This is a genomic window from Bacillus arachidis (assembly GCF_030285945.1).
Lineage (GTDB): Bacteria > Bacillota > Bacilli > Bacillales > Bacillaceae_G > Bacillus_A > Bacillus_A arachidis.
In genome coordinates this window covers 471,440-487,569 of the sequence record NZ_CP127376.1, presented here as the reverse complement: position 1 = coordinate 487,569, position 16,130 = coordinate 471,440, and the positions used below count along the sequence as shown (strand labels likewise).

Sequence of the window (16,130 nt, the reverse complement as noted above, 5' to 3'; positions counted from 1 at the left end):
TTTACTGGTAGTTCATCCTCCGCCTACCTACTTTTCTTTCGCTGAATTTGAAGGTGGGCGTGTTACTGCCAGCGAATAGCAGGATAAAAATCATACCTAAATATTCATCATAAACTTTGTGCCCCTGTTGTGTTGGTCTTTTCGATATGTTCCATTTTACTCTTCTTATTTTTTGTAACACGGTAAAACAGTAAACAAACAATCATAAATGGAATCCCGCAATACAATGCCATGCGTTGTTCCGGAATAAACGCCATACCAACAATTACCGTTATATTTAATACCAAAGCAAGAAGAGGGACAAGCGGGTACAATGGAGTTTTAAATTTCAGATCCTTAATATCCCCACCTTGCTTTAAGTATGTTCTTCTAAACAAGAAATTAGATAAAGCGATAGATGCCCAAACCAATATTGCACCGAATCCTGCAATGGAAAGAAGCCATAAATAAACTGTATCCTCTGCATATATACCACATAATAAAGAGAGACAACCAACAATAGTACTTGCAATCAATGCATAAATTGGAACACCATTTTTAGATAACTTACCAAAAATCGGACTAATCATCCCTTGATTAGACATAGACCATAACATACGAGAAGTTGCATATAATCCAGAATTCGCCACTGATAGTACCGCTGTAATAATAACGAAATTTATAATATCTGCCGCATAAGGGATACCAATTTTATCAAATACAACTACGAATGGGCTTTCTATCACTCCAGCTTGTTGCCAAGGGAATAGCCCAGCAAGTATAAAAATGGACAGTACAAAGAAAACAAGGATACGCCAAACTGTATTATTAATAGCTTTCGGAATGGTTTTCTCTGGATTTTCGCTCTCTCCAGCCGCAATACCAACTAGTTCTGTTCCCTGAAAGGAAAAATTAACTGCAATCATTGTAACTAAAATAGCTGTCAGCCCATTTGGAAACAGTCCTCCGTAATCAGTAAAACTAGAAAGCATTGGTGCTGGCTCATTCCCTTTCATATCAAGGAAACCAAACATAGCTGCCCCGCCTAAAATAATAAATGCAATAATCGTAATAACTTTAATGCTCGCAAACCAAAACTCGACCTCTGCAAAACTTCTTGAAGATAATGCATTAATAGCAAAAAGTAGAACAGCAAAAACTATGCACCAAATCCAAGAAGATACATCTGGAAACCAACGTTTCATTAAGATACTAACTGCAATCAACTCAATCCCTATCGTAGCGGACCAGTTTAACCATGACATCCATCCCACTACGTAACCTACTGCAGGTGAAATCTGCTTTGTAGCATATGTTTGATAAGACCCTGCATCAGGCATGGCAACTGCTAGCTCTCCAAGACAGAGCATAGTTAAATACATAACAAATCCTCCAACAAGATAAGCTACAATCGCTCCTCCAGGCCCCGCCTCATGAATTGTATAACCTGATCCTAAGAAAAGTCCGGTACCAATAACTCCCCCAAGTGCAATCATAAATATGTGTCGACTTTTCAGCTCTCGTTTTAACTCCTGGTTTTGACTTGCCATATAAATCCCCCTTTTTGTTTGCAAATCCTCCTGAATGTAAACGCTTTAAAAATAAGTTGAAAAAGAAAGTTAAACTATAAAAAGATAATAGCTTGCATTTTTATTAAAGATTCACAATAGGAAGGAGATCTTTCGAAAGTCAATCTCCCAATCCAAGAAAATAAGGCGAAACTTCCATCAGTGTGGCTTTTGTCTCCATTCTCACTGATGGTTAGTTGAACGAATCGGGCTTTTATGGGCAGTTGTCCCCACCTCTCTTCCCTGTTGCTCTCTAAATCTTGAGGTGGTGGTCTTACTGCCCGTTAATGTGGGATAAACCATAACACGATAACCCACCCTTAGCCTTTCCTATGACTTAATTGACATTAGCATAAATGAACATGATTATTTAAAAGCACGCTAGAAAACGGTACATACTCCATACAGTTTATATTAATCACTACCTGTTATTAACAGGTCATCCCTTACTGTTATTAAACGTGTTTTATCAGTGATAACTTGTCCCTCTTCCACTTCTAGCAATTCAATATAGCCACTAATTCCCACTTTAATTTCTACTTTCTGTTTATCTATCGTTTCAATTAATGCTAATTTCTCCCACTCATATACATAAGAGCTTTCAGTAATAAATATTTTTTCTACTTTCCCATAGCAAGGACTGTACACGTCTTCTATAACTGCCTTCATTTTGTAACCTCCTCTTTTTTATTAAGAAAAGTTATACACCCTATAAAGTTTTCAACTCACCTCTAGTCTTTAAATTTAGAGCTTTCACTTACTATGAATGCAAAATGCATACCAACTTCAATTCCCCCTGTAAAATTAGAGATACTTGCAAAAAAACTTAATAAGCGCAAAATTTTTTCTATCATTTTTAATCAAAAAAGCGCAAAAAGTTTTGCGCTTTTAAGTGAATTTTAATAAAATTAAAAAAAGTCAGTCTTCATAGGGTATAACAAGGAGAAGATGATACATGCATACAGAAGAAATCAATTTCAAAAAATTAATTGAAATGAATATGCTATATGAAACTTTGCTAAATGAACTTGATATTGGAATTCATATTATTAATGAAGAAAGTAAAACAATAATCTACAATCGTAAAATGATGGAAATTGAATCCATGGATCCTAAAGATATATTACATAAAAACCCTTTAGAGGTATTTGTATTTGAGGAAAACCGAAGTAGTACACTCATAGAGGCACTAAAACTAGGAAAAACAAAAAGAAACATAAAACAAACTTATTTTAATAATAAAGGAAAAGAGATTACAACAATTAATGATACCTTCCCTATAATAGAAAATGGAAAAATCAAAGGTGCGATTGAAATTTCAAAAGACATTACTCAATTAAAGCAAACGATTAAAACAAGTCTTCCTCGAAAACAAAATACTAAATTTACCTTTAATCATATAATAGGTAATTCTAGGGCGACCCAATCTATCATTACAGAAGCAAAAAAAGTAACACGTACATCGTCCTCCATACTTATCGTGGGAGAAACGGGAACTGGTAAAGAATTGTTTGCACAAAGCATTCATAATGAAAGTCACCGTTCCGCAAAGCCTTTTATTTCACAAAACTGCGCTGCTATACCAGAAACCCTAATGGAAAGCCTATTATTTGGAACGAACAAAGGGGCTTTTACAGGTGCAATAGATAAACCTGGTTTATTTGAAGAAGCGAATGGTGGGACTTTGTTATTAGACGAAATCAACTCATTAAATCCAGCTCTTCAAGCAAAATTATTGCGTGCTATCCAAGATAAAACAATACGAAGAGTTGGAGGCGCACAAGAAAAAGAAGTGGATGTCCGAATCATAGCAACCATTAATGAAGACCCTATTGAAGCCATAACACATAGTCGATTAAGGAAAGACTTATATTATCGGTTAGGCGTTGTGACTTTATTTTTACCACCTTTAAGAGAGCGAAAAGAAGATATCTCCATTCTTGTTCATCACTTTATTGAAAAGTATAATATCCAATTTGACTTAAAAGTAAAAGGGATCGATTCTAGTGTAAAAGAATGTTTTTATAACTACGAATGGCCTGGTAATGTAAGGGAGTTAGAACATATGATTGAAGGCTCTATGAACTTAATAGAAGATGAAGAAATCATTACAACGTTCCATATACCTACACGCTTTTATGAACTAACTAAAAGAGAATATGACTTCCAACTACCGTTAACTATTCGGAATACAGATGATATCCCTAAACCTTTAAAGCACACAATAAAAGAAATGGAAAAAGAATACATCAATCAAATTCTTAAAGAAAATAAAGGTAATATCTCACAAACCGCAAAATTTTTAGGGCTGAGTAGACAAAACTTGCAATATCGACTTAAAAAATTTAATTTAAACCGTTGAAAAATCTATACATTATCTTGATTTCTTTTTCGTTTCTATTAGTACAATTAAAAGAGGAAGAATTATCAACTCTTCCCCTTTTGATTTATAGTTATATCAACTACACAATAATCCCCACATATCTCAAGTGTATAGGAACTAGTGAATTTACACATCCAGTTGCCTAAAAATCTACCTTCTCCAAATACAATCCACTTGCATCCGCGAGACAATTAATTTGGTTTCGTTGTTTTTCTGCTAAAATTTGTGGTATTACTTCAGAGTCTAACTGCCCTAATCCCACTTCGATTAACGCCCCAACAATCTTTCTTACCATATTATGAAGAAATCCATTTCCGCTCACTCTAATTTGAATAAAACCTGCACTTTCCACAATATCAAGCATATATACTTCTCGCACCATAGACTTTTTCTTAGATTTAGCGTTTGAAAAAGCTGTAAAATCATGTGAACCAATTAAGTATTGAGCTGCCTTTTTCATACTTTCAATATTTAACTTTTTCTGAACGTGCATGCTGTATTTACGCATAAAGGGATTCGTATGTTCTTCATTCCAAATCTTATATAAATACGTCTTTGCTTTCGAATTGTAACGAGCATGGAAACGTTCAGAGACTAACTCCACATCCTTAATACTAATATCATTTGATAAGTATTGATTTAAATACTTTTTAATTTTCGGTTCTGCTAATTTTTCATCGACCTTGAAATTCGCTATTTGATTCAAAGCGTGTACACCGGCATCTGTCCTGCTACATCCGATGATTTCTATTTCATGTCCGACCATTTCTGATAATACACTTTCGATTTTCCCTTGAATCGTATTATCATTATTTCCAAGACGTTGCCAGCCTTTATAGCGGCCGCCGTCATATTGAATTGTTAATTTATAGTTGTTCATTGTTTTCTGCTATTAAAAACATAGACATTTGCCTATTCATGTTTTTATTAACAGACTCACCGCCTTTCTTTTTCCGTTACATAAAACAAAAATTGTAAGCATTCTATGATGTTTTTCGTAATCTTCTTCTCATAGTAACACAAGAGAGCCCATTTAGTGTCTACTTCTGCCAATAGACTATACATGTTAAACCAATCATTTACAATCCAGTTCACGTACGCCATCCATGTTCCTGCAGGAACTTCTGCAACTCTTCTTCAGGCTGTATATTTTTCTTCCACTCTTCGCACTCCTTTAGAAACTTCTCTATCTACTGGTTATTAACACGTTCATTCTATTGACACAAATCCAAATTTGACCGAGTCAACACTGTAAAATTTGGTAAAAAAATAGTGAAAATTTAAGAATAATAAGGTAAACTAATCAATGGTTTTAGATACAAAAACATTAGTTTAAAGTCCGTTGTCGTTGATACCGGGGCTATATTAGGTATGTGGAGGAAATATTTATGAATAACAACACAATAAATGAATCAGTTGAAGAAGTTGATAGAAAACGAGCACACTCAAGCAAACGTTTTAAAAATTGGAAGCTTATCACAGCGGGTGGCGGCGTTATAATTGCACTTCTAATTGGAGGAATGAGTTATTATCAGGCAACTCGTTTCAATTCACAGGTTACGATTAATGATACAAAAGTCGGCGGTCTGACTGCTGATCAGGCAATGCAGAGATTAAAAACATCTGGATTAGAAAATAAAGTCTATGTCGGCCAACAACAAATTTTAGATGAAGAAGATACACAAACTGAACTTACGGAAAAAGATTTGCCTCAAGTTAAAAAACTATTAAAAAGCCAGTGGACGTTTTTCCCTTCCTCAAAGGAAAAAAATTATTCATTGCTACCAGAAAAGGCGGATCAGTACCGAAGTGAAACAATGAAAAAACTTGTAGAAGAAAAGCTCATCTCTATCAATAAAGGTTTAAAAGCGCCTCAAGATGCTATGGCGAAGCTCGAACAGGGAAAAGTTGTTATCTCAAAAAGCATTGATGGAAAACAGTATGATGTTGCTAATCTATTAAAGGATTACGACAAGCAGAAGTATAAAAGTGAAATCCATCTGAAGCCTGTATACATACAGCCTATTAAAGAAAACAATCCGATTATAAAAAAAGAAGAGAAAGCACTACAGAATCTTCTCCAACAAACCATTGATTATAAGGTACAGAATGAAGTTTACTCTTTAAAAGCTAAAGATCTAATTAAAAACGCCTCTATGTCAAAAGATATGAAGGCTACAATCGACTCGAGCGACATTAAGAACAAGATTACTGAAATTAACAATTCTCAATCGACATTAAATAAAGACTTCACATTTAAAACCCATTCTGGTTCGGTTATATCAGTAAAAGGACAAGGCTATGGCTGGGCAATAAATGTTGAAAAAGAAGCAAAACGAATCCAAGAAGCCTTCGAAAAAGGGGAAAAATCGCTTTCTGCCTCTAACATTTACGGAAATGGTTGGAATAACGAAGGCATCGGTTATGAAACAACAGCGAATAATGGCATTGGAGACACGTATGCGGAAGTGTCGATTGCGGAACAACAAATTTGGATTTACAAAGATGGAAAATTGGCAGTTTCAACGAATGTAGTAACAGGTAAACATAGCACGAGTGAAGATACATCACCAGGTGTGTGGTATATCCTCTATAAACGATCACCGTACACACTCAAAGGTAGCGCAGTAGGTAAACCTGATTATTCCGTTAAGGTAGATTACTGGGCTCCGTTCACAAATAGCGGACAAGGGTTCCATGATGCCGGCTGGCGGACAAACTGGGCCAATAATGCCTATTTAACTGGAGGTTCAGGCGGATGTGTTAACCTTCATCCTAGTGTTGCGAAAACTGTGTATGATAATCTCAGCACTTATGAACCGGTTATCGTGTACTAGCATATCAAGTATTTTCTTTATAAAAACAAAGAAGCAGGAAATCCTAAGTGATTTTCTGCTTCTTTGTTTTTATAATTTATTTAACTTTAGTACTAACTCTAACTTTTTTTAACCTCCTCTATAAATTCCCACGTCTCTCCTTGATCTTTTGACTGATAAAGTGCACTACTATCGCCATTGTAGTCTCCATCTGCCCCTTGTCCAACTAACATATTAAAGACTCCATCTTTCTCATAAGGCATACCAGGAGAATCAAAAGGACTTATGGTAGACTGTGTATGATCCAATTTCACTTCATGCGGGGGATAATTTACCTGTCTGAAAGATAAGCCCCCATCATCTGTACGATATAACTCTCCCTCATTACCAGAAGGTCTAATTGCTCCTAAAAACCCAAGTTTATCATTTAGAAAGGTTACTCCTGATACACTACCAATCCCTCTATTAAATGGGTCCGTATTGATAACCTCCCATGTTTTACCTCCATCACTAGTCTTGCTTAGTGAATAAAAAGCACTCCCTAATGCTTTTTCCGTCATATTTAGTTTATAACCAACTTCTTTTGATAGGAAAAACTGCTCCTTTTCATTCGTTGAATCTTGTCTCTTCTCTTTAAACTTATCTTTATTTGGAGGAATCTTTGATTTACTCCAACTTGCGTCACATATTAAATTATATCTAGCAGGTACTAGCTCTTTCTCTTTTCCAGGAACAAATATAGATACAGTATATCCAATGATTTCAGAAGCTGCTTCTTTAAGATTTTGCTCCTTACCATCCTCAGTAATATTAATAATTCCCTCTGTATTGTATCCCCAATTCCTTTTCCCATAATAGATCAACCCATACTTACTTTCATTCCACTTACTAACCGTTCGCTTAACTGGAATAGCCTTAACCGTTTTAATTAGAGGTTCTACTAGTTTATCCTCATCATAATCGGGATTTGCATACCCATCTCGTATTACAGTAATATCTTCTGATTTCTTCTTATTATAAGATATTAAATAAGTTTCCTCTTTCCCATCAGCATTTTTCCCATAAACAAATGTATCAAACGCCGTGATTGTTCCATCTGAACGAAATGTAAGATCAAAATCAGTTGCCATATATAATTTCTTTGGCAAAGTATATTTTTTATTTATATCTTCAAAAATACCTTCTACTCCATATTCATATATGTTATTATGTTTAAATTTAACTGATCTTTCATGTTTTAACTTTTCTATAAACCATGCCAGTTTGCCATCATAATTTATTGCACTTTTATAAATCTTCACACCATAAAATGATGTGATTACAACAATAATGATAATAGAAATGTATTTCCATGCAGTTGAATTAATTAATTTTTTAGATTCATATTCTCTATCTTTTATCACTCTCATTGTAGTAAATGTAGTTATAGCTACAAAAAACACTACACATAATAATAAAATATAAATATTATAATTCATTCTTCCATACTTACAGTACAAAGCTAACTCATAGCAAAAAATCCAGTATCCGATTACTAATATAGGGTTTGTTAATAATAATATAAGTATCCTTTTTGCATTTTGCCTAAATATAAAAATCACTCCTAATTAAATTAATTATATTCATCTTTATTGAGTATACTTCGTTTCACCCAATATTTGTATAATTATCCCACTATTTAATTACATGCGAATTAAAAGTGATCGGAATTGATATAGCAATAAAAAAGCACTCCATCATACAAAGATTAGTGCTAATTTCTTAATTCCAATTTTTATTTAAAATTATTTTGATAAACCTAAAATAAACAATTCATTTTTAAAATCAAATCACTATCGGTTTACTTATGACGCGGTTTAGGGTAATTCATCATAAAAATTAGGCCTTATCGATTTTTCGATAAGGCCTATCACTGTCACATCTTTACTTTACTTTTCTAACAAGCTTCACTACATTCTCCACATGCGCTGTATGCGGGAACATATCAACCGGTTGTACATATTCCACTTCATAACTCTTCATTAATGCTTTCACATCACGCGCTAATGATGAAGGGTTGCAAGAAACATAAACAACTTGCTTTGGTTGTACTTTTAAAATTGTTTCGAGTAACTTATCGTCACAACCTGTACGAGGCGGATCAACAACGATTACATCTGGACGCCAGCCTTCTTTCACCCATTTTGGCAGCCATTCTTCTGCTTTACCAGCTTCGTACTTCGTATTTGTAAATCCGTGGCGCTTCGCATTTTTTCTTGCATCTGCAATCGCTTCTGGAATGACATCCATACCGCGAACTTCATCGGCATCATTTGCAAGCCATAGTCCAATAGTACCAACACCACAATAGGCATCAACGATTTTTTCTGTACCTGTTAACGCAGCTGCTTTTTTTGCTTCATTGTAAAGAACCACCGTCTGTTCTGGGTTCAGCTGGAAGAATGCACGTGCTGATAATTCAAATGATAAATCACCAAGTGTCTCTTGAATAACTTCTTTCCCAGCTAAGCGGAATGTTTTATCACCAAAGATAACTGATGTTTTACGCCAGTTCACGTTTTGCATAATCGATTTAACAGTTGGCATCTGTTTTTGTACTTCTGCGATAAATTGCTCTTTATTTGGTAACTCTTCTTTTGTTGTAATGAGTGTAACCTGTACTTCTCCTGTTTGGACCGCAGTACGTGTCACAATTGTACGTACTAAACCTTTTTGTTTTTTCTCATTGTAAATAGAAACATTTAGTTTTTCTAATATACGTTTTACAACCTTTGTCGCTTCATTTGTTGCCTTATGTTGAATCATACAATGGGAAATATCAATTAATTGATGTGAATTTTGTTTATATAATCCTGTAATAACTTTTTCGTCTTTACGCCCTACTTGTAATTGGCTTTTATTACGATAATGCCATGGATTTCCCATACCAAGTGTTGGACGAATATCAACTTCCATGCTTCCGTTCATATACTTTTCAAACGCTTGTACAACAATATCACGTTTTTGATTTAACTGTTCTTGATAATCTAAATGCTGCAGTTGACAGCCGCCGCATTCATCATATACCGGACATGGTGGCTTTACGCGATGCTGCGATGCTTTACGAATTTTTTTCACTTTTGCTTCAGCGAAGCCACGCTTAATTTTCGTTGCTTCCGCAACAACTTCCTCTCCTGGTAATGCCCCTGGAATGAAAACAACTTGTCTCTTAAAATAACCAACGCCTTCTCCGTTAATCCCAAGACGCTTAATTGTCACAGGAAACGTTTGACCAACTTCCAACTTACTCTCATGTTGCTTTTGCATTATTGTTACACCTCTACTCTATACTTTTCCATAAATATAACGCTGCATAACTGCAGTATGGATCACATTCTTGTTTTACTTTTTCTAACAGCGCATCATCCGGTTTATTCTCTAGTTGAAATAACCCTTGAAGTGCACGCTGAATCCCGATATCTGCTTTCGGAAACATATTTTTCCGACCAAGTCCAAATAATAAAAAGTTTTGTACTGTCCATGCACCAATACCTCGCACTGGTAACAATTGTGCTGAAACTTCTTCATCTGTTTGTTTTTCTAGTTCCACTAAATCCAGCTTTCCTTCCACGATACGTTTTGCTAGTCCTATCATATATTCGGCCTTTCTTTGACTAAACTTCTGATTTCTGAGCTCTTCTATTGAAATATTTACCACTCTTTCTGGTGTTGGAAAAAAGAAAACGCTATTCTTCTCTGTTCCATACTGTTTTACAAATTGTTCTGTAAGTGCAGTAGCAAATTTCAAATGTACTTGTTGATGAATAATACAACGAAGAAGACACGCAAAATAATCGAACTCTAAAATAAGTGGTGTATAGGCATATGTTTCAAAAAGTGGACGTAATGATGTGTTTCTAAAATGAGTTTGTATATCTTGAAAAGATTCATTCCATTGAAAAATGGAATAGACGCGTTTCATAACTTTCTCTTGTTCACCAGTCTGGCTTGAAACCCAAAATTGTGGATTTTGAAGCGTACCAATCCCTTGTACCCGAACAACAATCTGTTCTTCATCTATGGAAAGTGGAACATAAACAATCTTTTCTTCTAACTGAACAACATTTAGCGGATCAAAAGATAAACGCCTTAATACTTCTTCAAAATGATACGGATACTTTAACGTAACATGTTCGCTCCACATACGTTTCCCCATCCTTTTTACACATCATTATAGCATGAGAAAACCGTAAGCATACATGCTTACGGCTGATTGCTTTTTACTAAATCATCTAGGCTTTTAAAATGATACCCTTTCTCGCGCAAATCATCAATGATTTTTGCAAGCGCCTCTGCATTATCTTTTGATATCGCATGAAGTAATAAAATAGATCCTGGATGAATCATCGTCATGACATTATTATGAGCGTATTGCCATCCTCTTTGCTGATCTACTTTCCAATCAAGAAATGCAAGGGACCAAAATACGTTATAATATCCCATTTCTTTCGCAAGTGCTAACGTTCTTTCACTAAACACCCCTCGCGGAGGACGTACATATTTTACTTCTTTTTGTCCAGTTACTTTTTTAATTTCTTCCGTTACACTCGTCAATTCTTCACGAAGTTTTGCATCATTTACCGCTGTAAAATCTGGATGACTCCAAGAATGATTTCCAATAATATGCCCTTCATTTTTCATCCTTAATAATAAATCTTTTTGCGTTTTTATATAATGCCCTGTCACAAAAAAGGTCGCTGGTACTTTCTTCTCTTTCAGTACATCTAAGATTTTCCCTGTATACCCATTTTCATATCCATTATCAAATGTTAAATAAATATCTTTCTTCTTCGTATCGCCTAAGTAAAAACCACCATTTTTTTGTAGTAATTCTGTATATAATTTCCCTGCATCTGGCGCCGTTTCATTTTTAGGTCGCGGAATTCCCCAGTTATGTGGTGTATTTGTATAAGCAAATGCTGAAACCGGAACAAGTGCCATCATAAGTGAAAAAATGAGACCTATATATAACCATTTATATTTCATAAATAGTCTCCTTTCCATATATAATCGTACCTGTAGTTTCTGTGCTCAATACTTGTTTCATGCTGAACATGTTTTTCCATATATACCAACAAAAAATGCATCTCAAATTATTTGAGATGCATTTTTCCTATTATTTAAATACCGGTTCTTTAAAGCTTGCTAATTTTTCAAGTGATGTTTTATCTACATCTGCATGTAGACTGTTTCCATGAGAATCCATTGTTACAACAGCTTTAAAACCATCAATACGTAAATGCCACATCGCTTCTGGAATACCAAATTGTAAGAAGTCAACATCTTTCACTTCTTTAATACATTCTGCATAATACTGCGCAGCACCACCGATTGCATTTAAATATACGCCGCCATGTTCAGCTAGTGCTGCTAATGTTTTCGCTCCCATACCGCCTTTACCGATGACAGCCCGAATACCAAATTTCTTCATAATGTCCCCTTGATATGGTTCTTCACGAATACTTGTCGTTGGGCCTGCCGCTTTAATTTCCCAATTTTCATTTTCATCCTTCACTACAACTGGTCCGCAATGATAAATGATTTGTCCATTTAAGTCTACTGGACAATCGTTATCCATTAAATGCTTGTGGATTGCATCACGACCTGTGTACATCATGCCATTAATTGTTACAACATCACCAACGCGAAGTTCACGAATTTGCTCTTCTGTAATTGGCGCCTGCAGTACAATTTCGCGTTGTTCACTTTTGTCTTGTTCCTCTTCTTGTTGAAGCGTATTTTCACCTTCTTGATATAACCAATCGATAATCTCACCCGTTTCAGGATGAATTGTTATACCAAGACGACGATATGCCCAGCAATTATATGCAACAGATACATAGAAACTCGCTGGCAGACGATTGTATACACCAACTTTACAACCAAGTAAAGTTGTTTCACCGCCAAATCCCATCGTACCAATACCAAGCTTGTTCGCATTCTCTAATACGTATTCTTCAAGCTTTTGTAATTCTGGAATTGGATTCACATCATCTAATGTACGAAATAGTTGATTTTTTGCCAATTCATAACCTGACGTACGGTCTCCCCCGATACCAACGCCGATTACTCCTGCACTACACCCTTGTCCTTGTGCTTGATATACCGCATGAAGAAGACATTTACGAATCCCTTCTAAATCACGGCCAGCTCGTCCAAGTCCTTCTAATTCACAAGGTAAGCTGTACTGAATATTTTTATTCTCACAGCCACCTCCTTTTAAAATTAAACGAGCATCAATATAATCTTTCTCCCACTGCTCAAACTTAATGACAGGCGTACCTGGTCCTAAGTTGTTACCACTATTGTCCCCGAAAAGAGAATCAACAGAGTTTGGACGAAGTTTTCCGTCCTTTGTCGCCCGCTCAAGCGCACTGTAAATTGCTTCTTTCATTTGTAATTGATTTACGCCAACTGGTGTATAGATTTTGAAAGTTGGCATTCCTGTATCTTGGCAAATTGGCGAGATGTTTTCATCTGCCATTTTAATGTTATTTGTAATCGTGCCAAGTGCCATTGCAGAACGAGTCCCTGCATTTTCTCGTTCCTTTGCTTGTTGAATAGCACGACGAACATCTTTCGGTAAATTCGTCGATGTTTCAACAATCAGTTGATACATACTTTCTTGAAGCTTTTCCATTGTTACTTCCCCCTCAATTGTGAACGCTACCAAAACGCTTTAAAATCTTTCATCAATTGATTATACTCTTTTTTTCTTATTCCTTCTATTTCAATAGCGTTTGAACGGGATTATATTTTTTTATATCTTTTTAAATATGCTTGTACATCATCGTATGCGCCGCTCTCATTTGCATATTTAATATAATTTTTAATTGTACGAAACCACTCCAACGTAGACGACTTCGTTTCTGCTATAGCATCGGTTATGTCCTTCATTGTAACCGCTCGCTCCACACCTGTTGTCATAATTTCTCCTAAAACATTTTCTACGGCCAGCTCTACTACATTTTCAATGTCAGCACCCGAATACAGTTCTGTTTCTTTAGCTAACATATCGTAATCCATTGTTGAAATCGGTTTTCCTGCCAACTTAATTTGAAAAATACTGCTCCGTGCTTCTAAATCAGGTGGGGAAACGAAAATCATTTTATCAAAGCGCCCCGGTCTTTTAAATGCAGGATCAATGTCCCAAGGCATATTAGTCGCACCAATTAACAATAGTTTGTCTGTATTCGTATCAATACCTTCAATCTCTGTTAACAATTGATCTATAACTGTTCTTAGTGTCGGATTTCCCGACGCTTTGCTCCGATTAAATCCAAGCGCATCCATTTCATCTAAAAATAAAATACATGGCTTTTGGGAACGAGCATATCGAAAAATTTCCCGTACATTTTGTTCACTCACTCCAACATACGGATCAAGAATATCGGTAATGCTCATCGTTGCAAAATGTGCTCTGCACTCCCCTGCAGTTGCCTTGGCAATATATGTTTTTCCGCAGCCAGGAGGACCGTATAATAAAATGCCGCCGCCAACTTTTTTCTTAAAACGCTCAAATAATCCTGGTGAAGTAAACGGTTTGATAATTTTCATTTGAATCGCTTTTTTCACATCATGCAAACCGCCGACATCCTCAAATGTAATCTGCTCTTGTTCCCGTTTTTGCTTGCTTCTTCCGCCTTGAAGCACGTTCATCGAAACCACATTTTCTTCCATATTTTCATTTGCATAGACTGCATGTAGCTGTTTTTCCTTTTCTGGATCTTGCTCTATTACGTGATCCTCATTGTTTTCACACTGGCTTTCCTCTTCTGTTACATATATTGTTTCTTTCGGATTTGTAAGCACTTGTGATAAAGCTTCCAGTTCAGCCGCAACTTTATTCTTCCATTCTTGATCACCATACTGAAGAGCTTTCGATAAAGCTTGCAGCGCATTTGCTATATCTCCCTGTTCTTTGTACTCGACTCCAATTAAATACCAAATTGATCCATTTTCTTCGTCTTGTGCTAGCACTTGCTTTAATACATCTATTTTATTCACCGTATTCTCTCCCTTCATGATTTTTTTATTTTTTTATACAATTTGTACATCGGTGTAGATAGCCAGCTCCATATACAAATGATGAGATAAAATAAAATCGCAAAACTAGCCATATTTCTCCAGTCTAATGCAGAGAATAAACCTAATGTTCCAAAAGATATTGCCCAAAAGATAAGCGGACCACCCACTTTATTCACAAGAACATTCGGAAAGAAAATCGGATGAATCAGTTCTTCTGCTTCTTCTAAGATTTCAAGTAATTCTTTATTATTAGGTGCCAACAAAAACGCTTGTCGGTAATATTTGTATGCTTCCCTATACCTCTTCCTTGTTGCTGCATGGATTCCTAACTGTACTAAAAAGTGAACTTCGTTAGTTGATCCATAATAATTATCTTTTAAGGATTCCTCTATTTCTTGTTTCGTTCCTATTGCAAGTAATAACACAAATTGATAATGAAGAACGGTAGGATGATTGGGGTTAATTTCTACTGCCTTTTGCATGAGTTGCTTAGCTTTTTCAATATAACCTGTTTTTAATAAAATAAATGCATATTTCGCCATTGCTTGCGCATGGGAAGGATCTGAATACAGAACGCTCAAAAAGCTTTGCTCCGCTTTTTCAAGTTCATTCGTATATGTATATATATGTCCAAGTGTATAATACACTTCTTCGGGCTCAAAACCATGCTGCAACGCTGATATGCAAAGCTCTTTTGCTTCATCATATTGTTCTGAATCTGCATAGCAGCATCCTAAACTGTACAATGCTTCAGCATGCTGTGGATTATAAGAAAGCAGTGTTTCTAATTTCTGCTGTGCTGTTTCAATATGACCAATCCCGTAATAATGCAGTGCCTCTTGTAACAACATCGTTTCACTCTGTGAAGTTGACATACAGCATCTCCCCTCCTACCAACAATGCCGTTTGGGCCATGATCCCAACTATTCCAATGATTAAACCTATCCACCGTAATGACTCCGTACTTTCATTTACTAAATTATGAATTCGAAACCGTTCCCGCAGCGCATATATATACACACCTGTTACAACTGCAGCAGCTATTCGAGAAGCAATCTTTAGCACATATATATTACCAATTAGAGCGGCACAGATGAACATTGCTAATAAAGTCATTATTCCTATCATAAGAAGTATGTATATTTTCTTTTTGGGCTCTTTTAACCAAATCGCATTGCAAGTTCCTAAAATCATAATCGGAATAATCCCAAAAATAAGTCCGATTATGAAAAAATTATAAATATTGTACGTTTTTGTTTCTCTTGCTTTTTTTCCTTGTAATACAGGCTTCACCAAATGATATTCCATATAATTCCT

General features: G+C 35.6%; 13 protein-coding genes and 1 pseudogene. 2 read left to right on the top strand and 12 right to left on the bottom strand.

Going from position 1 to position 16,130, the window contains the following annotated elements; genetic code table 11:
- Positions 1–107 precede the first annotated feature (107 nt).
- Entirely contained in the window at positions 108–1,529 is a 1,422-nt protein-coding gene (locus QRY57_RS04165; protein WP_286016731.1) for an amino acid permease, read from the bottom strand.
- A gap of 432 nt (positions 1,530–1,961) precedes the next feature.
- Complete coding sequence (locus QRY57_RS04160; RefSeq protein WP_286016730.1) at positions 1,962–2,216, bottom strand: biotin/lipoyl-containing protein; 255 nt, start codon at positions 2,214–2,216, stop codon at positions 1,962–1,964.
- A gap of 286 nt (positions 2,217–2,502) precedes the next feature.
- On the opposite strand from QRY57_RS04160, the gene QRY57_RS04155 reads away from it, so the two are divergent.
- Positions 2,503–3,909 carry a sigma-54 interaction domain-containing protein gene (locus tag QRY57_RS04155; RefSeq protein WP_286016729.1) on the top strand — a complete coding sequence of 469 codons (1,407 nt, stop codon included), beginning with the start codon at positions 2,503–2,505 and terminating at the stop codon, positions 3,907–3,909.
- Between the two features lie 163 nt (positions 3,910–4,072).
- Here the strand turns inward: QRY57_RS04155 and truA are convergent, their stop codons facing one another.
- Both truA and QRY57_RS27070 read right to left on the bottom strand, forming a co-directional pair.
- On the bottom strand, positions 4,073–4,810 hold the full coding sequence (truA, locus tag QRY57_RS04150) for a tRNA pseudouridine(38-40) synthase TruA (protein ID WP_286016728.1): 738 nt from the start codon (positions 4,808–4,810) through the stop codon (positions 4,073–4,075).
- Positions 4,811–5,021: 211 nt separating this feature from the next.
- A pseudogene (locus QRY57_RS27070) lies at positions 5,022–5,117 on the bottom strand (DnaD domain-containing protein); the annotation flags it as partial.
- A 201-nt stretch (positions 5,118–5,318) separates the two neighbouring features.
- Here QRY57_RS27070 and QRY57_RS04145 point away from each other — a divergent pair.
- Entirely contained in the window at positions 5,319–6,767 is a 1,449-nt protein-coding gene (locus QRY57_RS04145) for a L,D-transpeptidase family protein (protein ID WP_286016727.1), read from the top strand.
- Positions 6,768–6,865: 98 nt separating this feature from the next.
- Here the strand turns inward: QRY57_RS04145 and QRY57_RS04140 are convergent, their stop codons facing one another.
- From QRY57_RS04140 to QRY57_RS04105, 8 genes are all read right to left on the bottom strand, one after another.
- A complete protein-coding gene (locus QRY57_RS04140) occupies positions 6,866–8,347 on the bottom strand; it encodes a WD40/YVTN/BNR-like repeat-containing protein (protein WP_286016726.1) in 1,482 nt (493 codons plus the stop codon).
- Positions 8,348–8,669: 322 nt separating this feature from the next.
- Positions 8,670–10,055 carry a 23S rRNA (uracil(1939)-C(5))-methyltransferase RlmD gene (gene rlmD, locus QRY57_RS04135; RefSeq protein WP_026592498.1) on the bottom strand — a complete coding sequence of 462 codons (1,386 nt, stop codon included), beginning with the start codon at positions 10,053–10,055 and terminating at the stop codon, positions 8,670–8,672.
- Between the two features lie 10 nt (positions 10,056–10,065).
- Complete coding sequence (locus QRY57_RS04130) at positions 10,066–10,929, bottom strand: DNA-3-methyladenine glycosylase family protein (RefSeq protein WP_286016725.1); 864 nt, start codon at positions 10,927–10,929, stop codon at positions 10,066–10,068.
- A gap of 59 nt (positions 10,930–10,988) precedes the next feature.
- A complete protein-coding gene (gene pdaA, locus QRY57_RS04125) occupies positions 10,989–11,771 on the bottom strand; it encodes a delta-lactam-biosynthetic de-N-acetylase (RefSeq protein WP_090693602.1) in 783 nt (260 codons plus the stop codon).
- Positions 11,772–11,901: 130 nt separating this feature from the next.
- Positions 11,902–13,425, bottom strand: a complete 1,524-nt coding sequence (gene fumA / locus QRY57_RS04120; RefSeq protein ID WP_035415155.1) for a class I fumarate hydratase — start codon at positions 13,423–13,425, stop codon at positions 11,902–11,904.
- 110 nt (positions 13,426–13,535) lie between these two features.
- Complete coding sequence (locus tag QRY57_RS04115) at positions 13,536–14,792, bottom strand: AAA family ATPase (protein ID WP_286016724.1); 1,257 nt, start codon at positions 14,790–14,792, stop codon at positions 13,536–13,538.
- A 14-nt stretch (positions 14,793–14,806) separates the two neighbouring features.
- Positions 14,807–15,688: a tetratricopeptide repeat protein gene (locus QRY57_RS04110; protein ID WP_286016723.1), complete on the bottom strand. Its 882-nt coding sequence runs from the start codon at positions 15,686–15,688 to the stop codon at positions 14,807–14,809.
- Complete coding sequence (locus QRY57_RS04105; RefSeq protein WP_208018656.1) at positions 15,669–16,121, bottom strand: hypothetical protein; 453 nt, start codon at positions 16,119–16,121, stop codon at positions 15,669–15,671. Before QRY57_RS04105 ends, QRY57_RS04110 begins: the two co-directional genes overlap by 20 nt.
- Positions 16,122–16,130: the final 9 nt, after the last annotated feature.